Below are 14,966 nucleotides of genomic sequence, written 5' to 3' on the forward strand. Positions count from 1 at the left end.
AAGCCACTTAAATTTCTCAAAAAAAGAAAGATTTTTCAAAAAAATGCTTGGTATTTTACTTTTATATGATAAATTTTATTATTTAAAAAAAATTAAAAGAGACTAGACACTCATGAAAAAACAAAGCATTTTTATCATACTTTTATCGGCTGGTTTGTATGCTGATTATACAAACGTTTTGCCATCAGTAATTACTTTAACATCATCAGAAACGCACAATGCTATCGCAGTCTGCAAGCAGCAGCAATGCACTTTTAATCAGACAGTAAGTCTTAACCTTACAAGTAGTGCAAAAACAAATGTGCTTACACTTAATAGGCAAGATCCACCAAATGGCGACCCTAAGCTTCTTGCTAGAGGCGTACCCATTTATTTTAATACTTTAAATATAAATAATGCTGGCCTTAATATAAACGACTTTGATAGTATAATCATTAGTTCAAATGCTACTTCTACTATTAGTAATTCTGACTTTGCTTTTACAGGTAGAACAGGCACAGGTTCTTTTTCAAGCTATGGCAACATAAATGTAACAAATTCTAATTTTACCGTAAAAGCAGATAAAGGCTTTGCTGTGACAGGTATCTTTAGAGCAACGAATTCAAACACTCTTATTGACTCAGGTTCAACTTTATTTAATGATGATGTTATTATAGAAGGAGGAACAGCAACTTTTGAAAGAGGCTTAAGTTTGGCAGGAAAGGAAAAAACTACAATAAGCTATATAGGAAAAACTAGCACTTTTACAAATAAGGGTGCTACCATTACTATAAATGGAAACTTAAATAATGGAGCAAAAATAAATACAAGGATAGATGACGCTACTTGTGTTCAGGGTGGATTTTGTGGCAATGCAAAATTAGTCAATGAAGGTGGAACGATTAATATCACTGGAAAACTTGTGAATCAAACTTTTACAGACTCATCAAACTCAGCAACCAATCTCACAAGCTCAAGCCTTACTATACAAGGTGGAAGCGTAAATGTAACCGGTGGAGTAGAAAATAAAACTGGCTCAAGTATAGATTTTAAACCAGGAACTGGTGGTGCTATGGGTTCTTTAAATGCTAATGTTACAAATGATGGTGGCACGATTAATGCAGATATTACCGGTATCAATCAACAAGGAGCTCTCACACTCATCAATGGCACGCTTAGTGGCACAAATACAAACATCGCGATCAGTGGTGGCAGCAATATGACAAGTAGCAAAACTTGTGGAGATGGCTCCATAGTCGTTTGGCAAACAGGCGCGGCAGAGCCAAGCTGTCCTACTACAGGCGGTGGAAGTGGGGGAAGTGGCTCGGGTGGAGGTAGCACCGGTGGAAGTGGCAATGCCGGAGGAACAGGTGGAAGCGGTTCTGGTGGAAGCACACCAACAAAACCAAACCAAAATGGCTTAGCTGTGCTTGAAAAAGCTGTTTTTGGTGACAAAGAAGCGTATAATGGCAGAGCAATATTAGCCACTCTAGCTCAAGCAAGTATAGTTGCTTGTGATAATGAAAACTGCTCAAATATCCAAACCACAAGTAACACAACAACAAAAAGCACTAATTCAAATATTCGCACCGCTCAAACACTAAATTCGGCTCAAACAAGCACTTTAAGTAGCACAAGCAATACAAACACTCATCAAGCAAATAGCACACAAGCTAATTCACAAAACGCACCAAAAAATTCCTCAAACACCCCCCCCCCACCTAGCAAATAATGCTAGCGTGCAAACTCTAGCTAACGATGAAAGTATCAAAAACTTTTTTGTCGTAAGTTCTTATGATAGCAACAAACTTGAAGAGATTATCAATGATACTGATGAGGGCATACAAAGCAACTATCTTAAACAACCTTATATTATGCTTGATGCGATGAAGAGCAAGGAACTCTTAAGCCCTTATACAAGTGAAGATAAATTTGATATTTCTGCTTTTGCTTCTGGATATTTGGGCGAAGGAAGTGGAGGTATGGGCGGATTGCGTCTTAATCAAACAAAGCATTTTAACGAGCATATATTGCGGTTTGAAGCAAATTATGCTTATGGTAGCATTAAAAAAGATGATGAATACCACAAAGCAAGTTCAAACTCACATATGTTTCAACTTGGCACAGCACAGCTTTATGCACTTGGGGGCGATTATGAACTTGATATAAAAGCTTATGCTTCTATGGGTAAATTTGATACGCAAAGACAGATTTATTTTCCAAATTTTGATCTTAATTCAAAAGGCAAGTATGATTTTTATCAGCTAAATGGCGAAGCAAGTTTGGGCTATAGAATCAATCAGGATTATTTTACTTTAAAGCCTTTCATCGGTTTATCACACTCTTATAATATACGCACAAAGGTTGAAGAAACAGGCGATGCACTAGCTCTTAACTCGGCAAATCACAAAGCTTATAATCTTGACTTGCTTCTTGGTTTTGAAGCTCAAAGCTTTTTTGTAAATAATGCGTATTCAAGCCTTAAGCTTGGTTATGAAAAGGTGCTTTATAATAGCCATAAAAACACCATTTTTCGCACTCAAACAGGAGCAAAGCTCAAATACGAAGAGCCCTACAAGCAAAGACTTGGCATAAGCTTGGGCGGATATTTTTATATAGCTAATAACGCAAAAATGGGTTTTGAAGGCTTTTACAAAACAGCCTTTGATGATAAGATGGATTATTTTGGAGCAAATATTATCGCTAAGTATGAGTTTTGATCTTAAAGCATATAATTTTTATTGAGTATCTTAGATTAAAAGTTTAAAAATTCTTAAAAATTAACATACGATTATAGCCAAATTTATACAAACTTGGCTATAACACACTATATATTTTACTTGCCTAAAGGATGAATCATATCCTTTGGCACCACAAATTTATCATAATCAGCCTCGCTTACAAGCTTAAGCTCTAAAGCACTTTCTTTAAGTGATATGCCTTTTTTGTGGGCGTTTTTAGCTATTTTAGCTGCATTTTCATAGCCTATGTGAGGATTAAGCGCGGTAACTAGCATTAAAGAATTGTGTAGATAGTAATCAATTTTTTCTTTATTTGCACTAATGCCAACAGCACAATGCTCGTTAAAACTTAGCATAGAATCAGCAAGTAAATCAAGACTTTGCAAGAAATTATAAATGATAACAGGCTTAAAAACATTAAGCTCAAAATTTCCTTGAGAAGCGGCAAAGCCTATAGCTGCGTCATTTCCCATTACTTGCACGGCGACCATGGTTACAGCCTCACACTGCGTAGGATTAACCTTGCCCGGCATTATAGAGCTACCCGGTTCATTTTCTGGGATATTAAGCTCACCAAGCCCACATCTTGGACCACTAGCGAGCCACCTTATATCATTTGCGATTTTCATTAAATTTGCAGCCAAGCCTTTCATCGCTCCGTGTGTAAAAACCATGGCATCATGGCTTGTTAGAGCGTGGAATTTATTTGGACTGGCTTTAAGCTCGACCCCTACAAGTTTAGTCAGTTCTTTGCTTACTTCTTCACTAAAATGAGCCGGTGCATTAAGCCCTGTGCCAACCGCAGTGCCACCGATAGCAAGCTCTCTTAAAGTAGGAAGTGAGGCTAGAATTTGTTCTTTAGAATGCTCTAGCATAGAAAGATAACCGCTAAATTCTTGTCCTAAGGTTAAAGGCGTAGCATCTTGCAAATGTGTGCGTCCGCTTTTAATGATATCTTTAAATTCCTCAACCTTTTTCTTTAAAGTTGCTGTTAGGGTATCAAGAGCTGGTAAAAGCTTTTGTTCTACTTGCTGGACTGCTGCTATACTCATAGCTGTTGGAAAGGTGTCATTTGAGCTTTGCCCGCGATTGACATGATCGTTTGGATGGACGAATTTTTCTTTACGAAAATCTTTGCCAAGTATTTCAGTTGCGCGGTTTGCGATGACTTCATTGACATTCATATTGCTTTGTGTGCCTGAACCTGTTTGCCAAATAGCCAGTGGAAAATTATCATCAAACTTACCCGCTATCACCTCATCGCAAGCCTTAACAATGGCTTCTTTTCTTTCATCATCAAGCCCATTTTTCAAGCGGTTGTTAACTATAGCTGCTGCTTTTTTGAGATTAGCAAAAGCATAAATTAAAACTTTTGGCATTTTTTCTATACCTATGCGGAAATTTTCTAAACTCCTCTCAGTTTGTGCGCCCCAATACTTCTCATCAGGCACTTTAACCTCACCCATAGTGTCTTTTTCTATCCTAAAGCTCATATTTTCTCCTTTTTGTAAAAATTTAAACTGCTTAAAGTGTAGCAAATTTGCACTAAAAAATCACCAAAAAGCTTTAAAATATTTAATTTTTATTTACAAAATGTAAAACTAGCTCTTTTATAGTCTATCTTGCAAGAAATTTTTTAAGATAAATTCTATATAATCACAAAAATTCAAAAGAGTGCAAAAATGAATCACAAAAAGCTTATAGGTATAGATGAAGCAGGTAGAGGTGCTTTGGCTGGTCCTCTTTTTATGGCGGCTTGTTTGCTTAATAAAAATATCGCTGGCTTAAAAGACTCAAAAGCCTTAAGCGCCACACAAAGAAAAAAACTTTTTACACTTATCAAAGAAAACTCAAGCTTTTTAATCCTTGCATTTTCAAACAAGCAAATCGATGAAAAAGGCTTATCTTACTGCCTTCAAACAGGCTTAAAAATCATACTTAGGCATTTTTCGTCTATGCAAAATACTGAGTTTTTGTTTGATGGCAATACAAATTTTAAAGTCCAAGGCATAAAAACACTTATAAAAGCTGATACCTTAGTGCCAGAAGTTTCAGCTGCAAGCATACTTGCTAAAGTAAGCAGAGATGAAGTGATGATACACTTAGACTCAAAGTATAAAAACTACGGATTCAAACAACACAAAGGTTACGCAAGCAAAGCTCACATAGAAGCTTTACGCGTATGCAAAGAAAGTGAAATTCATCGATCGAGTTTTAAGCTGAAGTGCTTTGAGAGCTCTTTGTTTGATTAAAGAATGCTTTTTGCATATAGCTTAAACTAAGCTAGCTTGAAATTTCAACTGATATGTGTGCTAAAGCCTTGCAAGTTTGTAATTTTGACTTGATTTGAGCTAAGTTTTGCTGACTTTTTAAACTTAAAATACAAGCATAATGATCCTTATCGATTTTAAGCAAATGCAAATCCTCAATCTCACCAAATTCTTTACTCAAAGCCAAAACTTCACTCAAAACAGGTTCGTCCATAGTAATATCAAGTAGAATTTTTCCGCTATCTTTTATAAGTCCTATAGACCAGATAAAAACAAGAGTTGCTCCCACTAAACCCATAGTTGCATCAAGCCACCACCAGCCCAAGAACAAGCCGCCTAAAAGAGCGATAATCGCAAGTATAGAGGTTAAAGCATCAGCTAAAATATGCACATACGCTGCTTTTAAATTCAAGTCTTTAGAATGATCCTTCCCCTCAATTTGCACTTTTTGCTCTGTGTGCGAATGTGTGCAATTTTCATGCTCGCTATGATCGTGCATATCGTGGTTATGATTATGCCCGCAAACACCGCCATCATCTTTTAAGAGCCACACACAAACAGCATTAACAAAAAGCCCTAAAAAAGCTACAATGATAGCTTCTGTATAAGCTATATCTTCAGGATTTAAAAAACGATGGATAGACTCATACACCATAAAAAAAGCTACTGCAAGTAAAAATAACGCACTTGTATAAGCTGTGAGTATCTCGACTTTATAAGTGCCAAAATTAAAACGACGATCTGTAGCATAACGTTTAGCGAAAAAATACCCAAGCAAAGCCAAGCCAAGTGCCACAGCATGAGAACTCATATGCCACCCATCAGCAAGCAAGGCTATAGAATTAAAAAAACTTCCAGCGATAATCTCAACAACCATAGTAATAAGAGTAAAAACAAAAGCATAAAAAATGCGTTTTTGTGCTTTTTCATTTGAACTACTAGGGCTATAAAAGCAAGTTTTTCCATGCAAAGAAGAAGTATTCATCTTTTTTCCTTGTGTAAATTTAAATCATATTTTTTAGAATCAAAGCTCTTTAAGCAAGCTCTAATTTGATTTTTGATACTATACCCTAGTATATCTTAAAATTTACTAAAGGGATAAAATGGCACACACCATAGCTCATAAAAGCAAACTCTTAACAAGACTCAAAAAGATAAAAGGACAGATCAATGCCCTAGAAAAAGCTTTAGAAACTGAAAATGAATGCTTTAAGATACTCCAGCAAATCGCTGCTGCAAGAGGAGCGATGAATGCTTTGCTTAATGAAGTCTTGCAAGAACATATCAAAGAACATTTACTTGACGCAAATACAAAAGCAAGAAGACAAGAAGAAATTGACAATCTTTTGATGATACTTAAAAGCTATTTTCGCTAACAATTCACAATAAGCCTAAATTAAGCCAACAAGCAAAAGTATATATTTACACACTAATTTAAATAAAAAAATAACTTTTTTTATATACTTTTGTAACAAGTATCACTTATGCTTATAGTTAAGTTACGATTTTACACATTTGACACTTCACTTAAATAAACAAAACAAATTTTCATTTTTCTTTTGCTAAACTTAAAACAAAATACAAAAAATATTTTTAAGGAGTTTTAATGTATCAGCAAATTTTTGATCCATTAGGTAACATTTGGTTAAGCGCATTGATGGCTTTTATCCCTATCCTGTGCTTTTTGCTTTGTTTGCTTGTATTCAAGCTTAAGGGTTATCAAGCCGGCTTTGCTACCGTTATCGTAGCAACTTTGGTGGCATATTTTACTTATGGTATGCCTTTTTCACTCATTGGTGCAAGTTTTGTGCAAGGTTTTGCTCAAGGTATGTGGCCTATCGCTTGGATTATCGTTGCTGCGATCTTTCTTTATAAGCTTTCAGTTAAAAGTGGTTCTTTTGAAGTCATCAAACAAAGCGTTATGACAATCACGCCTGATCATAGAATTCAAGTTATTCTCATCGGCTTTTGTTTTGGTTCTTTCTTAGAAGGAGCGATTGGTTTTGGTGGTCCAGTAGCCATTACTGCGGCACTTTTAGTAGGCTTAGGACTTCGCCCACTTTATGCAGCTGGACTTTGTCTTATCGCAAATACAGCTCCTGTTGCTTTTGGCGCAGTTGGAATTCCTATCATCGCTATGGCAAATTTAGTTGGGGTTGAACAGCACGCTGTTTCTGCTATGGTAGGTCGTATGCTTGTGCCACTTAGCCTTACTGTGCCTTTTTTCATCGTCTTTTTAATGGACGGCTTTAAAGGTGTAAAAGAAACTTTTCCGGCTATCTTAGTTGCCGCAGTAAGCTTTACAGCAACTCAATTTATAAGCTCAAATTATCTTGGTGCAGAGCTTCCAGATATCGTTTCAGCTGTCGTTTCACTTGCTTGTACGACTATCTTTTTGAAATTTTGGTCGCCTAAAAATATCTTTAGACTTGATGATTTAAAGGACTTTTCAAACCACGAGCAACTTGAATTTGGCAAGGTATTTAAAGCTTGGCTTCCATTTATCTTGCTTATCCTTTGTATCATCATTTGGACTCAACCTTGGTTTAAGGCTTTATTTGTTAAAGGAGAAGTGTTTGATTATACTCAAGTCACTATGGCATTTAATAATATAGAAGGCAGCATAACTGATCCAGATGGTAAGGCTATAGGCTTAAATTTACCGATAAACTTTATCGCTTTACAAGCTGGAACGGCTATCTTAGTCGCAGCATTTTTAACAATCATCTTTTTAAGGATCAAATCAAATGTCGTTGAAGAAGCGTTTGGAGACACTTTAAAAGAAATGGCTATGCCTTGTATCACTATAGGACTTGTGGTTGCCTTTGCATTTATCGCTAAAAACTCTGGTATGAGCGCAACTCTAGGAACAGCATTTGCACAAACTGGCGATGCCTTTGCTTTCTTTAGTCCGGTTATTGGCTGGATAGGCGTGTTCTTAACAGGCTCTGATACAAGCGCAAACTTACTTTTTGGACCATTACAACAAGTTTCAGCTACTGCACTTGGGATAAAAGAAGCTCTTTTCTTAGCAGCAAACTCAGTTGGTGGTGTTGTTGGTAAGATGATTAGCCCTCAAAGTATAGCTATAGCTTGCGCTGCGGTTGGTTTAGCTGGTAAAGAATCAGACTTATTTAAATTTACGCTTAAATATTCTGTTGGCTTTATCATCTTAATAGGTATTTGGACTTGCATCATCGCATTTTTCCTTAATGGAATAATCCCTGATGTTGTTTATATACAAAAATAATATTTTGCCTTGCTTGAAAAAGCAAGGCTTATCTTTATTATAAAGGATTTATTTTGAATAAAGTGTATTTTTACGCAACTTGCTTAGGCACTGCTGCCATGCAAGAAATGGTGCTTAATGCGATTAAACTCCTTCGTAAAGAAGGCGTAGAGGTGATTTTTAAGAAAAATCAAACCTGCTGTGGGCAGCCGAGTTTTAATTCAGGTTATTTTAACGAAAGCAAAGAAGTGGCTTTGTATAACACTCGACTTTTTGAAAAAGACTATCCTATCATCGTACCAAGCGGTTCTTGTGCAGGTATGATGAGTCATGATTATATAGAACTTTTCAAAGAGGATAAAAGACTTGATGAGATCAAACATTTTAGCTCAAAAGTAATCGAGCTTTCTCAATACCTCGATCAAGTTTTAAATGTAAATTATGAAGACAAAGGTGAGCCTATAAAAGTAACTTGGCATTCAAACTGCCATGCTTTAAGAGTGCAAAAAAGCATTACCTCAAGTAAAAATCTTATCAAAAGGCTTAAAAATGTCGAGCTAATCGAGCTTGAATACGAGCAAGAATGCTGTGGTTTTGGTGGAACTTTTTCTGTAAAAGAACCAGAAATTTCAAACGCAATGGCAAGAGCAAAGGTAAATGATATACAAAATACCGGAGCAAAATACATTATCAGCGGTGATGGTGGTTGCTTGCTTAATATCAAAGGCACGATGAGTAGAATGGGGCTTGATATAAAAGGCTTTCATTTATATGACTTTTTACTTAAAAGACTTGAAGGAGCAAAACTATGAGTGCAGAACACAAATTACCGCACGAAGTTGCTGTTCATGAAAATCTCAGCAATGAACAAATGAGAACAAATTTAACCACTGCAATGCATATCTTACAAAAAAATCGTCTTAAGGTTATTGATGATAGGTTTGAGGATTGGCAAGGCTTAAGAGCAAGGGCAAGACAGGCTAAAAATAACGCCTTAATGAGTCTTGATGAACGTTTGCTTGAATTTGAAAAAAATGCTACAAAAAATGGTATGCACGTGCATTGGGCAAGCTCTGATACTGATGCTTGTGAGATTATTTATCAAATTATGATGGAGAAAAAAGCAAATAAAATCCTCAAAGGCAAATCCATGGCAAGCGAGGAGATAGGCTTAAATCACTACCTTGAAAAAAAGGGCTTAAAAGCTGTTGAAAGCGATCTTGGCGAGCTTGTTTTGCAGCTTGATGAAGATACGCCAGTGCATATTGTCGTGCCAGCTATTCATAGAAATCGCTATCAAATCGGACAAACCTTTAAAGATAAACTTGGTGCAAGCCTTGAAAGCGAACCAGAAAAGCTTAATGCCATAGCTAGAGAGCATTTAAGAAATCAATTTGAAGATTTAAAAATAGGCTTAAGTGGTGTAAATTTTGCGATGTCAGAGCAAGGTGCAATTTGGCTTATAGAAAATGAAGGCAATGGCAGAATGTGCACCACCGCTTCAGACATACATATCGCTCTTTGTGGTATAGAAAAAGTGATGCAAAGCTTTGAGGATGCGGCAACTATGGTGCATTTGCTTACCCCTTCAGCAACAGGACAATTTATCCCAACTTATAACAATATCATTACAGGACCTCGAAAAAATGGGGATTTAGATGGACCAAGAGAAGTGCATATCGTGCTTTTTGATCACAACCGAACAAGAATGCTTGCAAATAAAAATTATTATGAAGCCTTGCGCTGTATTCGTTGTGGTGCGTGTATGAACTTTTGTCCGGTATATGATAAAATAGGCGGACACACCTATCAAACCACTTATCCAGGACCAATTGGTGAAGTGATTAGCCCAAATCTTTTTGGTATAGATAAAACCGGCGATATTTTAAGCTTTTGCTCGCTTTGTGGGCGTTGTTCTGAAGTTTGTCCGGTAAAAATTCCACTCGCTAATCTCATACGCACATTAAGAAGCGATAAAGCAGGACAAGGCGAACAAAAGCTTTTAGGCGATGAAAATATGCACCATAACAAAGCCGAAGCTTTTGCAATGAGAAATTTCCAAATGGCAGCGACAAATGGTGGGCTTTGGCGTTTTTCTCTAGGCAACGCGCATTATTTTAACTGGGCGGTGCAAGGGCTTAAGAGTGCGTTGCCGGTGATTAAAAAATGGAGCGAATTTAAGGATTTGCCTTCCATAAAAGTCGATCTTTACAAAGAAGTTCAAAAGCTAGAAGGAGTAAGCTATGAGTGAAAATAAAAATGAAATTTCAAGTCGTAGCAAAGAAGCGATCTTAAATGCCGTAAGACAAAGAAATAAAATAAAAGACTTTGAACGCATACAAACAAGCGATCCAGTCGTACATATCAAAAGAGTTGGTGGTGAAGAGGCGATAGATGAGATGAAACGCAAGATGAGTGATAACAAATTCATCGTCGAAGAGTGCGAAAAACACGAACTTGAAACAAAGATCAATGAAATCGTCGCTTTATATGGCTATGAAAAATTCATCTATGGCACAGGCTTAGAACTTGATATAGATAAAATCAAAGCCAGCGAAAAAGTATGTTTTGATAAAGAGATAGAAAATTTACGCCACGAGGTTTTTCACAGCGAATTTTCTGTCATTCACGCAAAATGTGGCATAAGCTCACACGGAGTTGTATGCGTGCCAAGCTCGCCAAAACAGCCTAGAATGCTTTCTTTAGCACCGACACTTTGTATCATTTTGCTTGAAAAAAGCAAGATTTTAAACTCACTAGCCGAAGCTTTAAATTTAGTAAAAAGCGAAAATGAAGTATTGCCAAATAATATTTTATTTATCGCTGGTCCTTCAAGAACAGCTGATATAGAGCTTATCACGGTTTTTGGCGTGCATGGCTCACAAAAAGTGCATTTGGTGCTATATTGACAAAAACTCTAGGGCTTTTTTGCCCTAGAACCTTACTTAAATTTACACAAACTTAAATTTCTAAAATTCTCATTTCTAAGCTTTAAGTGTTAAAATGTATTTAGAAAAGATACTTAAAACCAGCAGTTACAAGGTGTAGCTCACCCCAGCCATCATGTGATTGGATAAAGCTTTTTCTGTTGTCTTTTACTGCTAAAGAATACGCTAAACCCACATCGACACTTTCGCTCAACCTTTTTCTTAACCCAAGCCCAAACATAAATGCATTTGCATCAGGTATGCCAAACACACCTTGAGGCGTTGGCGTCTCATCATAAGCAAAAGAAAGCATAAAAGTATGATCATCGCCAAAATAGCTCAAACCCAAACGATACGCATTGCTATCTTTCCAGCCTTGTCCGTAATATACAGCATTATAATCAGCTGAATTCATCATACCAGCTATATATGAACTATCAAAAGCACTTAAAATGCCTCCTATTCCCTTAAATTGAGCATTTACATAGCCGAATTTAAAAATATCAGCACTACTCCAAAAAGTGCGTTCATACACGAACTCAGCCCTAATCCTACCAAAGTCTTGAGCTAAAGCGACATTAAAAATCGCTGGCAAATCTGCATCGAGTTTTAAATCAGCATTCATAGAAGCTGAACCGACTGTGTTTCCCATTTTAGCAAGAGCTTTTAAATCACCTTTCATATTCAAAGCTCGTTTAGAGCGATAAGTCGTTGATATAGTCGTGCTTGAAGTGGGCTTGATACTCAAAGCAAGGTTATAGCCCCCCCCCCCAGCCATCAGCACTAGAAGTTTGAGTTACATTTGTTGTGCCACTTGCAAGATTTGGCACAGAAAAAGGCACATTTAAGGTATTATCAAAATCTCCCCAAGAATACAACACGCTCGCACCCACGCCCACGCTGATAAAGTCTTGATAAGTCAAAGATACAACAGGATTTAAATCAAGTATAGCAAGGCTTAAATCATCCATAAAGCCACCACCTTCTTTATCCCAATTCATATTGAGCCCTTGAGGTGTGGTAAGTGAAAGCCCATAATGAAGCTTTGTATCCTCGCTGAGTTCATAAGCCTTGCTTTTAAAGAAAAATTTTGGCACAAATTGTTTAGTAGCATTTGCTCGTCCATAAGTTTCATTAGAACCAGCAGGCGAGAGTGGGAAACTGCCCATTTGCACTCCTTGATCAACATCCCCACCAACCTTAGTAAAATCAAAACCCGGCACATAGATAAAAGTTGCATCAAACTCAAATTCAAATTTATCACTATCCTTACCAAAAGCCATATTTGCAGGATTATAATAACTCGCATCAGCCCCATACGCCCCAGCTACAAAGGCTGAGTTTAACGCCGTGCCATTTAAGCTTTGCTCGGCTAAACGATACCCAGAAGCAAAAGCTAAATTCGAACATAAAACGCATGAGAGGGCAAAATAAATCTTTTTTGAATGTTTATTCATTGTTTTCCTTATAGTCTGTATAGGATTACATTGTATAATAAATAATTTAAATTACACTTAAGCCATTTATTTTATTCTTGTGTGTTGCAAGATAATTTATATGTTTTGTTTTTTTGCAAGCTCAATATTTTTCAAAAAAGTATTTTCTAAGCTAAATTCAACTTTTTTTTAACTTAAATTTGCTACAATCAAGCCTTTATTTTTTACGAAAGGAAAAAGATGTTAGAAGGTATCGTTAGAGAGAGTATCGGCAGAAAGGCAGCTAAAGCCTTAAAAAGAGATGGTTATCTAATCGCAAACATCTATGGTAAAGGTGTGGAAAATATCCACGCTGCGTTTAAACTAAACGATTTTATCAAAGAAGTGCGTAAAAAAACCAGCCTTATTTTTGATGTTAAAGTTGGAGCAAACACTTATAGTGTTGTGGTTGTGGATTATCAAAAAGATCCTGTTACTAGCCAGCTTAAACATGTGGATTTAAAAGTCGCTCAAAAAGGTGTTATCGGCAAATATATGGTGCCTGTAAAGCTTAGCGGCACAGCTATTGGGCTTAAAAACAAAGGTGTTTTAATCCAAAGCAAAAGACGCTTAAAGGTAAAATGTGCGGCTGAAAATTTACCAAATTTCTTCGAACTTGATGTAAGCAAGCTTGATGTAGGCGATGCTTTAATGGTGCGTGATATAAGCTTACCTCAAGGTGTAAGCATTGTCGAAGCTGATCGCGTAGCTGTTGTGGGTGTAGAAAAGGCAAGATGATCTTAGTCGTAGGACTTGGCAATATTGGCAAAGAATACGAAAATACAAGACATAATGTCGGTTTTATGCTCGTTGATCTACTCTTAAACGAGCTTGAAACTACCCCAATTTCAAACACCAAATTTAAAGGAGAATTGTTTAAAAGCAATTCTTCGCCCCTTTTACTCTTAAAACCCCATACTTTTATGAATAATTCTGGCATAAGCGTAAGTGCTGTGATGAACTTTTACAAATGCGATCGCTTAATCGTGATCCATGATGATATAGACTTAAGTCTAGGTACACTTCGTTTCAAAAAAGGCGGCTCAAGTGGGGGACATAATGGACTTAAAAGCATTGATAGTTTTTGCGGAAATGATTATGAACGCGTGCGTATAGGCATAGGCAAAGATAAAAATGTGATTAACTTCGTGCTAGGGCATTTTAGTGCTGATGAGCTTAAAAGCTTAGAGCCTGTTTTAACGCAAGCTAAAAATGCTGTTTTAGCCCTTATCAATAGTGATATAACAAGCGTTGCCTCAAATTTTTCTTTAAAGAAAAAAGAATGAGTATTTTTTTTCGTTTTATCTCTGGAATTTATCTTAAAAGCTTTTTTATCATCTTAATTGCTTTGACTTTTTTCTTTGTAGGTATTGATCTACTTTTAAATTTCAAAGATTTGCCAAATTCAGCTAATCTTGTTTTTTTGTATGTCTTGTTTCTTGCCTGCACGGCGTTAAGCTATATAATGCCTATTTCACTAGTCTTTGCCTTAATCATTTGTTTGATTAATATGATACGCTCAAACGAACTTGTAAGTTTTTATGCCTTAAGTTTGTCAAGAAATTTAGTGATTTTATATCCTTTTTTATGGGCTGTGTTTTTTTGCTGTGTGTTTATAGGGCTTAACTTCACACCTTTTGCTTATGCAAATGATTATAAAAGCAATATCTTAAATAATGCCGTTTTAAGCACACAAAGCTCAAGTATCTTTGTAAAATACGATGATAAATTTATCTACATAGAAAGCCTTGAGCCTTTACAAAATGAAGTTAAAAATATAAAAATCTTTAGTATAGACAAGCTAAATCTAAGTCAAATCCAACAAGCCCTAAAAGCGCGTTTTAAAGATGATATTTGGCTTCTTGAAAATGCAAATAAACTTACCACACCAAGCGAGCTTAAACTTTATGGTGAAGGACTAAAGATAGAAAATTTTAATGAACTTGAAACTTTAGAAGGCTTTAAGCCAAAAATCATTGAAAGTGTGGCAAGCAAGAGTAATTACACCATCATTGATGCGTGGCAGAGCTTTAAAGCTTTTCAAACTCAAGGCGTGAATACAAGTAGAGTAAAAACAGAGCTTTACAAACTTATCTTTGCACCTTTATTTGCGCCTTTTTTAATGCTGATTTTATATCAGTTTTTTCCTATCATAGGACGTTTTTTTAATCTTGCTTTTATTAGTTTTATCTTTTTTGTCGTTACGCTTGGCACTTGGGGCTTTTTGTTTTTGCTAACAAGACTGAGCGAAGGCGGGGTTATCAGTGCAGAAATAGGTATCATAGCCCCTGTTTTAAGCCTTGCATTTGTGTCGTTTTTTATCCTTTATAAAAAGAAATTTTAAC

At 36.3% G+C, this 14,966-nt stretch carries 15 protein-coding genes; 11 read left to right on the plus strand and 4 right to left on the minus strand.

Annotation, left to right across the window (positions count from 1 at the left end; genetic code table 11):
* Window positions 1–112 precede the first annotated feature (112 nt).
* On the plus strand, window positions 113–1,711 hold the full coding sequence (locus DMB95_RS08030; RefSeq protein WP_142931637.1) for a hypothetical protein: 1,599 nt from the start codon (window positions 113–115) through the stop codon (window positions 1,709–1,711).
* 7 nt (window positions 1,712–1,718) lie between these two features.
* Window positions 1,719–2,699 carry an autotransporter outer membrane beta-barrel domain-containing protein gene (locus DMB95_RS08035; protein WP_142931638.1) on the plus strand — a complete coding sequence of 327 codons (981 nt, stop codon included), beginning with the start codon at window positions 1,719–1,721 and terminating at the stop codon, window positions 2,697–2,699.
* 116 nt (window positions 2,700–2,815) lie between these two features.
* Here the strand turns inward: DMB95_RS08035 and fumC are convergent, their stop codons facing one another.
* Complete coding sequence (gene fumC / locus DMB95_RS08040; RefSeq protein WP_142931639.1) at window positions 2,816–4,213, minus strand: class II fumarate hydratase; 1,398 nt, start codon at window positions 4,211–4,213, stop codon at window positions 2,816–2,818.
* A gap of 189 nt (window positions 4,214–4,402) precedes the next feature.
* Here fumC and DMB95_RS08045 point away from each other — a divergent pair, with 189 nt between their 5' ends.
* Window positions 4,403–4,972: a ribonuclease HII gene (locus DMB95_RS08045; RefSeq protein ID WP_142931640.1), complete on the plus strand. Its 570-nt coding sequence runs from the start codon at window positions 4,403–4,405 to the stop codon at window positions 4,970–4,972.
* A gap of 31 nt (window positions 4,973–5,003) precedes the next feature.
* Here the strand turns inward: DMB95_RS08045 and dmeF are convergent, their stop codons facing one another.
* A complete protein-coding gene (gene dmeF, locus DMB95_RS08050) occupies window positions 5,004–5,975 on the minus strand; it encodes a CDF family Co(II)/Ni(II) efflux transporter DmeF (RefSeq protein WP_142931641.1) in 972 nt (323 codons plus the stop codon).
* A 118-nt stretch (window positions 5,976–6,093) separates the two neighbouring features.
* Between dmeF and DMB95_RS08055 the strand changes: the two genes are divergently transcribed.
* The 5 genes from DMB95_RS08055 (at window position 6,094) to DMB95_RS08075 (ending at window position 11,128) form a co-directional block, all read left to right on the plus strand.
* Window positions 6,094–6,366 carry a metal/formaldehyde-sensitive transcriptional repressor gene (locus DMB95_RS08055; protein WP_142931642.1) on the plus strand — a complete coding sequence of 91 codons (273 nt, stop codon included), beginning with the start codon at window positions 6,094–6,096 and terminating at the stop codon, window positions 6,364–6,366.
* Window positions 6,367–6,596: 230 nt separating this feature from the next.
* Window positions 6,597–8,240 (plus strand): L-lactate permease, encoded by a 1,644-nt coding sequence (locus DMB95_RS08060; protein WP_142931643.1) that lies wholly within the window; start codon window positions 6,597–6,599, stop codon window positions 8,238–8,240.
* A gap of 50 nt (window positions 8,241–8,290) precedes the next feature.
* Window positions 8,291–9,031, plus strand: a complete 741-nt coding sequence (locus DMB95_RS08065; protein ID WP_142931644.1) for a (Fe-S)-binding protein — start codon at window positions 8,291–8,293, stop codon at window positions 9,029–9,031.
* Complete coding sequence (locus DMB95_RS08070; protein WP_142931645.1) at window positions 9,028–10,470, plus strand: LutB/LldF family L-lactate oxidation iron-sulfur protein; 1,443 nt, start codon at window positions 9,028–9,030, stop codon at window positions 10,468–10,470. Before DMB95_RS08065 ends, DMB95_RS08070 begins: the two co-directional genes overlap by 4 nt.
* A complete protein-coding gene (locus tag DMB95_RS08075; RefSeq protein ID WP_142931646.1) occupies window positions 10,463–11,128 on the plus strand; it encodes a LutC/YkgG family protein in 666 nt (221 codons plus the stop codon). The genes DMB95_RS08070 and DMB95_RS08075 overlap by 8 nt, the downstream gene beginning before the upstream one ends.
* A 100-nt stretch (window positions 11,129–11,228) precedes the next feature.
* Here DMB95_RS08075 and DMB95_RS08080 read toward each other — a convergent pair whose 3' ends face one another.
* Entirely contained in the window at window positions 11,229–11,924 is a 696-nt protein-coding gene (locus tag DMB95_RS08080) for an OmpP1/FadL family transporter (protein ID WP_142931647.1), read from the minus strand.
* A complete protein-coding gene (locus tag DMB95_RS08085) occupies window positions 11,902–12,603 on the minus strand; it encodes an OmpP1/FadL family transporter (protein ID WP_142931648.1) in 702 nt (233 codons plus the stop codon). Before DMB95_RS08085 ends, DMB95_RS08080 begins: the two co-directional genes overlap by 23 nt.
* Window positions 12,604–12,822: 219 nt before the next feature.
* Between DMB95_RS08085 and DMB95_RS08090 the strand changes: the two genes are divergently transcribed.
* Genes DMB95_RS08090 through DMB95_RS08100 form a run of 3 tightly spaced genes read left to right on the plus strand, consistent with a single transcriptional unit; the run spans window position 12,823 to window position 14,965 of the window.
* Window positions 12,823–13,359 carry a 50S ribosomal protein L25/general stress protein Ctc gene (locus DMB95_RS08090; RefSeq protein ID WP_137633432.1) on the plus strand — a complete coding sequence of 179 codons (537 nt, stop codon included), beginning with the start codon at window positions 12,823–12,825 and terminating at the stop codon, window positions 13,357–13,359.
* Window positions 13,356–13,907, plus strand: a complete 552-nt coding sequence (gene pth, locus DMB95_RS08095; RefSeq protein WP_142931649.1) for an aminoacyl-tRNA hydrolase — start codon at window positions 13,356–13,358, stop codon at window positions 13,905–13,907. Before DMB95_RS08090 ends, pth begins: the two co-directional genes overlap by 4 nt.
* Entirely contained in the window at window positions 13,904–14,965 is a 1,062-nt protein-coding gene (locus DMB95_RS08100) for an LptF/LptG family permease (RefSeq protein ID WP_142931650.1), read from the plus strand. The genes pth and DMB95_RS08100 overlap by 4 nt, the downstream gene beginning before the upstream one ends.
* Window position 14,966: the final 1 nt, after the last annotated feature.

Source organism: Campylobacter sp. MIT 12-8780, from assembly GCF_006864535.1.
Classification (GTDB): domain Bacteria; phylum Campylobacterota; class Campylobacteria; order Campylobacterales; family Campylobacteraceae; genus Campylobacter_D.